The 6,565-nt window shown below is 53.5% G+C and carries 6 protein-coding genes; all 6 read left to right on the top strand.

The window, feature by feature from the left end; genetic code table 11:
* Nucleotides 1-98 precede the first annotated feature (98 nt).
* Nucleotides 99-692, top strand: a complete 594-nt coding sequence (locus tag FBQ85_24735; protein MDL1878339.1) for a methyltransferase — start codon at nucleotides 99-101, stop codon at nucleotides 690-692.
* Between the two features lie 68 nt (nucleotides 693-760).
* On the top strand, nucleotides 761-1,882 hold the full coding sequence (locus FBQ85_24730) for a glycosyltransferase family 9 protein (GenBank protein MDL1878338.1): 1,122 nt from the start codon (nucleotides 761-763) through the stop codon (nucleotides 1,880-1,882).
* Nucleotides 1,879-3,018 carry a glycosyltransferase gene (locus tag FBQ85_24725; protein MDL1878337.1) on the top strand — a complete coding sequence of 380 codons (1,140 nt, stop codon included), beginning with the start codon at nucleotides 1,879-1,881 and terminating at the stop codon, nucleotides 3,016-3,018. Before FBQ85_24730 ends, FBQ85_24725 begins: the two co-directional genes overlap by 4 nt.
* 83 nt (nucleotides 3,019-3,101) lie before the next feature.
* On the top strand, nucleotides 3,102-4,172 hold the full coding sequence (gene dusB / locus FBQ85_24720; protein ID MDL1878336.1) for a tRNA dihydrouridine synthase DusB: 1,071 nt from the start codon (nucleotides 3,102-3,104) through the stop codon (nucleotides 4,170-4,172).
* A gap of 530 nt (nucleotides 4,173-4,702) precedes the next feature.
* On the top strand, nucleotides 4,703-4,903 hold the full coding sequence (locus tag FBQ85_24715; protein MDL1878335.1) for a hypothetical protein: 201 nt from the start codon (nucleotides 4,703-4,705) through the stop codon (nucleotides 4,901-4,903).
* A partial coding sequence (locus FBQ85_24710; GenBank protein MDL1878334.1) for a M28 family peptidase occupies nucleotides 4,890-6,565 on the top strand: 1,676 nt, incomplete at its 3' end. The genes FBQ85_24715 and FBQ85_24710, both read left to right, overlap by 14 nt.

Raw genomic sequence — 6,565 nt, 5'->3', positions numbered from 1 at the left:
GGGGACAGTGGTGAGGTCTGTCCATACCTCAGGATTGGCTGGCCTTTTCAGCCAATTTTTGAAAAAGAACATGAAAATTTGCCAAACTACAGTTACTTATTAAATTCCCAACTTATGATCAGAGCATTGCACAACTCGTTTCTGCGGCCGATGATCCGGTGCGCTACGCGGCGGTGGCGCTCGCGGTGAAATCGCTGCACGCGCAGAATATCGCCGGCAGTTTCGCAGAAGTGGGCGTGTACCGCGGCGAGTTAAGCCGTCTTCTGCATACACTCGCGCCGGAACGCGATCTGTATTTATTCGACACGTTTGCCGGCTTTCCCGAATCCGATTTGGAAAGGCAGGACGCACGTTTTCGCGACACGAGTATTGACCTGGTGAAGCGCGCGCTCGGCGATCTCAAACATGTTGTTTTCAAGCCCGGCTATTTTCCTGAAACGGCGCAAGGGCTGGAAAACGAAAAATTCGCTTTTGTCATGCTCGATCTGGATCTTTACAAGCCCACTGTGGCAGGCATGGAATTTTTCTACCCGCGTCTCGTCAGCGGCGGCTATTTGTTTGCGCATGATTACAACTCGCCGGAATCCCAGCGCGCCGTCTCACGCGCCGTGAATGAGTACATGAAAGACAAGCCTGAGAAAATCGTCGAGTTGCCGGATAAATGGGGCTCGGCCCTCATTCGAAAAATTTGAAGCCACTCGCCATCGCCGGTTCCACTGAAAAGCTAAATCAGAAATCTTTCAATCTTTGATCTGAACTCATGCAATTGTCCGATATCAAATTCGATTGCCGCCATTTTCGCGGCGACATTCCCTGCGCGCCCAACAAACTGCGCGACCAAGTCTGCTCGGCGTGTGATGAATACGATCCCATCCGCACACGCATTCTCATCATCAAGCTGGGCGCAATCGGAGATGTGATTCGCACCACGCCACTGTTGCAGCGTTTTCGTGAAGAATATCCCGGCGCGCATATTTCCTGGGTCACGCTCACCCCCGAAATTTTGCCGGCCTCCCGCATCGACAAAATTTACAAATTCGATTTCAAAGCGATCTATGCCCTGACGCATCTGGAATTCGACATTGCGGTTAATTTGGACAAAGATGTGGAAGCTTGCGCCTTGCTGCACGACGTGACTGCCGCCCACAAATTTGGCTTCAGCCTCGAACACAGCCGGCTCACGGCGTTGAATGCCGCAGCAGAAGACAAACTCATCACCGGCGCGTTTGACAACATCTCGAAGCAAAATCGTAAAAGTTATTTGGAAGAGATTTTCGCCATCTGCGGATTTGAATTCAAAAAAGAACCGTATGTTCTGGAGCTGAAAGACCGTCTTGAAGCGGGTTGGCAGGAATTGCGTGAACGCGCGGCCGGACGTAAAATTATCGGCCTCAACACCGGTTGCGGCAAGCGCTGGCTCACGCGTTTGTGGCCGGAAACCTACTGGATCGAGTTGATCAAAAAATTGCAGGAAGCGAACCAATTTCCCTTGTTGCTCGGCGGCCCGGAGGAAGACGGGCAAAATCGCACGCTTGCGCAAAAATCCGGCGCGACATATTTGGGAACGTTTCCTTTGCAGCAATTTCTTTCGCTCACCGCGCAATGCGACGTTGTCGTCACCGCCGTCACCATGATGATGCACATCGCGCTGGGTCTGCGCAAGCCGTTGGTGCTTTTCAACAACATATTCAATCCTCATGAATTCGAGTTGTACGGCAACGGCGTGATGGTGCAACCGGAATCCGGTTGCGATTGTTACTTCGGCAACACCTGTCGGCGCGCCCGCCATTGCATGCTCGATCTGCCGGTGGCAACCGTGTTCAATGCCATTCAGGAGATGTCGCATCGCGCCGGCGAGCCTGTGTCGAGCCGGATGTTATGAAGATCGCCTACCTCTCCACGTTTTATCCTTTTCGCGGCGGCATTGCGCAATTCAACGCTTCGTTGTATCGTGAACTCGAAAAGCATCATGAGATACGCGCATTCACTTTCACACGGCAGTATCCGCATTTGCTTTTTCCCGGCGCGACGCAATATGTCACACCCGCTGACAAAGTCGACGAGATTCCGGCGCAGCCGATTTTGGACAGCATCAATCCGCTTTCCTATCGTAAAACCGCCGCGCTGATGCGCGCCTATGCGCCGGATCTTGTTCTCACCAAGTTTTGGATGCCGTTTTTTGCACCCAGCCTAGGTTATGTTGCCGGCAAACTGCGCCGCCGCGGCGCAACGGCCATTGCCATTATCGATAATCTTATTCCGCACGAACAGCGCCCGGGCGATATGCTGTTGGTACGATACTTCCTTCGGCGTTACGACGGCTTCATCGTGATGAGCAAAACCGTGGAGCGCGATTTGTTGAGGCTGCAGCCTGAAGCGCGTTACACACTCAAACCGCATCCGCTTTACGATCATTTTGGCGCAACGCTGCCAACTGTGGATGCCCGTCAAAAATTGGGGCTGCCTTGTGATAAAAAAATCATTCTCTTTTTCGGTTTCATCCGGGGCTATAAAGGCCTGGATAATCTCATTCGCGCCACCGCTTTCCTGCCGGATGATTATTGCGTGGTGATTGCCGGCGAGATGTACGGCGATTTTTCTTCTTATCAAACCTTGATTGATGAAACGCAAACCGCTAAACGAATCAAATTGTTTGTGAGATATATTGACGACGCCGAAGTGCCGGCGTTTTTTTCCGCGGCAGATGTTTGTGTGTTGCCCTACAAATCCGCCACCCAAAGCGGCATCGTGCAAATTGCGTTTAACTTCAATCTGCCTGTAATCGTCACCAACGTCGGTGGGCTGGCTGAAATGGTGGAAAACGGCGAAACCGGGCTGGTGGCGGATTCACCAACGCCGCAAGAGCTGGCCGCGAAGATTCGTTTTTACTTCGAAAATAGACTGGAGCAGAACATGCGGCAGGCCATCGCGCAGAAGCGAGAGCATTTCAGTTGGGGGGGATTTGCGGAAGCGGTGATGGAGTTGTATGGCAAAGTTCGGATTTCATCTTCTATCTGAAAGGCACTGCCATACTGGAATCCGCGCAACTTGACACTGGATTTCGACAGAAATTTTTTTAGATTTGATTCGTCATTTGGCATATGCCGCGGCTATTGTTCTGCCTACTGATCAAAAACGTTTCGTCATTTCGAATAGAGTTATTGCGATTGGAAACTCACATGCACATCGCCAGTCCGGCATCTCTTGCGCCGCACTTCATGGTGCGCGATCTGCCCATCTACGGCGATCTCGTATTGGCGCCCATGGCCGGATTCTCCGATTTGCCCTACCGCATCATTGCGCGCGAATTCGGCAGCGCCATGGGTTACACGGAATTCGTTTCGGTGGACGGCATTCTGCACGGCAATGCCAAGACCATGCGCATGCTCGATTTTCACCCTTCCGAATATCCCATGACGTTTCAGGTATTCGGCAGCGATGAGGATAAAATCGTTGAAGCCTGCCAGCGCATTGCCGCATTGGGCCCGCATATCATTGATTTGAACATGGGTTGTTCCGTGGCCAAGGTTTCAGGCCGCGGCGCGGGCGCCGGATTGCTGTGCACCCCGCCGAAAATCGGGCGCATCTTCAATCGCCTCTCCAAACTTTTGCCGATTCCGGTGACCGGCAAGATTCGGTTGGGATGGGATCATCAATCGCGCAACTACATTGAAGTAGCAAAGACATTGGAAGACAACGGGGCCGCCCTGATCGCGGTGCACGCGCGTACCAAGGCACAAGCGTACAACGGCGTCGCGGATTGGAATGCGATTGCGGAAATCAAACAGGCGTTGAAAATTCCCGTCATTGGCAACGGCGACGTCAAATGCCGGGATGATATCAAGCGTATTAAGGAACAAACCGGTTGTGATGCGGTGATGATCGGCCGCGCCGCGATTGGCAATCCCTGGATCTTCAGCCGCAAGGATCGCCACGAAGTCTCCTTTGCCGAAAAGGCCGCGCTCATTCGCCGCCATCTCAGCCTCATGCGCGATTATTATGATCAAAATTACGGCTTGATTCTCTTTCGGAAACACGTGGTGAAATACATCTCCGAGATTCGCGGCGCGGCTGCCTTGCGCACCGGTTTAATCACCTGCACGCGCGCCGAAGATTTTATTGCTCTCCTTGCAGAAGCGGAAGCAAACGAGCGGGAGTTGAAAGCGGCGTAGTTGGTACTGCAACGCTAAGTTCGAGATTTCCCCGTGCCTTTGTCAACATCATTCAGGAGGAATCCTGCGATGTACCGGATTCGCAGCCGGTTCGAGCGGTTTTTCCCCATACTTCACAAGATCCCGCCGGGCGGGATGACATTTCGAGGGGGTACTCCTACAAATTAAGGTAACAGCCAGTTACTCAAAATTGCAGCGCTGCAAAAATTGCCTCCGGTTGAAATTGTACCATCACAAAAATCGAACGAATGAAGCCCTCCACCTTGATGCAATTGCAGGAACCTTATCAACCCCGCCCGATTCGTTTTCTCGAACTATGGCAAACCGCCGGCTGGACATTGAAAGTTTATGGCATTGCCTATCGCCGTCCTTTGCCGCGGCCCGAGTTGCTGGCTGCCGCAAAAGAAATCGCAACCGCACAACTGGCCAGTATACAAACAAAAAATCATTATCATCTCGGTTTCATGGGCGTGCATGACGGCCGCGGCGCGAACTTCGTTTTTGTGGACTACTGGGCGGACGAAAACGAATTGCATCACCATGTTTATGTCTCGCCTGCAACGCAACCGGCAAAACTCGAATACGTCACGCCCACGGGATTGATCGCCTGTGTGTGGGATTTGCGCGTGATTTGTTTCGAGCGGCAGGCCTGGCTCGAAACCGTTCTGGTCAATCCCGCTGGGCCGAATCTGCAACAGTATTTGGAGCGCCGCCTGCATGAAGATGCCTAAACTCCCGCGCCTCGTTTGTTTCGCCTTCCTGCTTTCTTCTTCCATCCCGCCCGGCTTTGCGCAAGATGCGCCGCGAAATCTCGTCAAAAATGTGGGAGCCGTTGGCCGGCACCTTGACGGCAAAACCGCGATGCGGGCTGTTGCTTTCATGCAAAACTATTGGCGTCACGCCGGCAATCAGGATTTCAATTTGTGCATGGACTATTTTGCAACGGCGCTGCGCGCGGGTGGTTTTGCCGCAGCGGATTCTTTTTTCCGGCTTTCCGTGAGGGACACCTTATTGCCGCAGGCGCGCGCCTGGCAGCCGTTTGACGCCGAACTGCGGCTGGTTGCGCCGATTGATTCGCTTCTCCATTCTCTGGCTCAAGCCAAAATGTCTTTGTGCGTGAATTCACATGCGACGCCCTTGCCGGGCGCAAGCATGGAATTGGTGTTCATCGACAGCATCGAAATCGCGCCGCAGAGTCTGCGCGGCAAAGCGGCTTACACGCATCAACCGCCGGCCTCGGTGTTCGAACGCGCGGTCAAACTTGGCGAAGCAGCAGGAATTGTTTCGTCATATCTGCCGGATTACAACCAGCCGGCCGAGCATCCCTCTTCGATCAGCATGAGTTCCATTCCATATATTGATTCTCCCTCCGTGTTTGCATTCAAGATTTCATATGGCAGTCAAGTTCTGCTGGATTCCCTCATGCGCCAGGGCAAAGTCGAAGTGCACGCCAGCGTGCTCGCGCAATTCACACCCAAGATCGTTCGGGAAGTGAGCGTTGAAATCGTTGGCCAGCAGAAGCCGGAGGAGATCATTGTCCTCATTGCGCACGTTGACGAACCGGGCGCGAATGACAATGCCTCGGGCTGCGGCGCCTTGCTGGAGATGGCATTGACGCTGCGCCGTCTCATCGCCAGCGGTGAATTGCCGCGCCCGGCGCGCACGTTGAATTTTATGTGGGTGGAAGAAATCGCGACCGTGCGGCGCTGGCAAAAGTCAACGCCACGGGTGTTCGACAAAATCAAAGCGGCCTTGGTGCTGGACATGGTCGGCGAAGATGTTGTCAAAACCGGCGGCAGCTTTTTGATCGAAAAAACTCCCGATCCCTCGGCGATCTGGACGCGCCCTCCGGATGAACACACGGAATGGGGACAGGGAGATGTCGCTGAAGCAGATTTGCGCGGGAGTTTTCTGAACGATCTTTTTTATGCGGCATGTGAAGCGCGCGCCCGGCAAATGCAACTGCCGTGGTTGATCAAAACCAACCCGTTTGAAGGCGGCAGCGATCATGTGCCGTTCGTGCACAACGGCATTCCGGCGATTCTCGCCTGGCATTTCACCGACGTGTATTATCACACCAGCAACGATGACATCGACAAAGTCTCGGCGAGCGAGATGGCGAATGTCGCTGTGAGCGTTGCGGCAACCGCGTTGTTCTTAGCAAATTGTTCGGAAACGGATGCGGTTGAGACCGTGAGGCTGTTGTCAAAACGCGCGGCCTGGCGGATCGCAAACGAAACTCAAAACAATTTGCGCAGCAATGATTCTTCCGAGAACAGAAGGATTTTGCAGGCCTGGTTGAAATGGTATGAGGAGGCTTTTGACAGCGTTGCGAGTTTGAATCTTGGCGCCGGCGGCAAAGCACTGGCAGCGGAAATTCGGCGGGCGCAGGA

This window comes from Cytophagia bacterium CHB2 (genome assembly GCA_030263535.1).
Classification (GTDB): domain Bacteria; phylum Zhuqueibacterota; class Zhuqueibacteria; order Zhuqueibacterales; family Zhuqueibacteraceae; genus Coneutiohabitans.
Note: the sequence above shows the minus strand (reverse complement) of the source record. Positions and strands in the feature narration are given on the sequence as shown.